Raw genomic sequence first — 369 nt, 5'->3', positions numbered from 1 at the left:
GACTACAGGGGTATCTAATCCCGTTCGCTACCCACGCCTTCGCGCCTCAGCGTCAGTACAGGTCCAGAAAGCCGCCTTCGCCACCGGTGTTCCTCCTGATATCTACGAATTTCACCTCTACACCAGGAATTCCGCCTTCCTCTCCGGTACTCAAGAAAGGGAGTTTCAAATGCAGTTCCTGGGTTGAGCCCAGGGATTTCACATCTGACTTTCCTTCCCGCCTACACGCCCTTTACGCCCAGTGATTCCGAGCAACGTTTGCACCCTCTGTCTTACCGCGGCTGCTGGCACAGAGTTAGCCGGTGCTTGCTAAGGAGGTACCGTCAACACACGTCCTGTTAGAACGTGCTCTTTCGTCCCTCCCCACAG

General features: G+C 55.6%; 1 rRNA gene. It reads right to left on the bottom strand.

The features are described from left to right. A 16S ribosomal RNA gene (locus tag ACTHS4_RS11675) occupies positions 1-369 on the bottom strand; the annotation flags it as partial.

The sequence above is a fragment of the Neisseria sp. P0014.S009 genome, from assembly GCF_051958155.1.
Classification (GTDB): Bacteria; Pseudomonadota; Gammaproteobacteria; order Burkholderiales; family Neisseriaceae; genus Neisseria; species Neisseria flavescens_C.
This window is presented reverse-complemented; position numbering and strand designations above follow the sequence as displayed.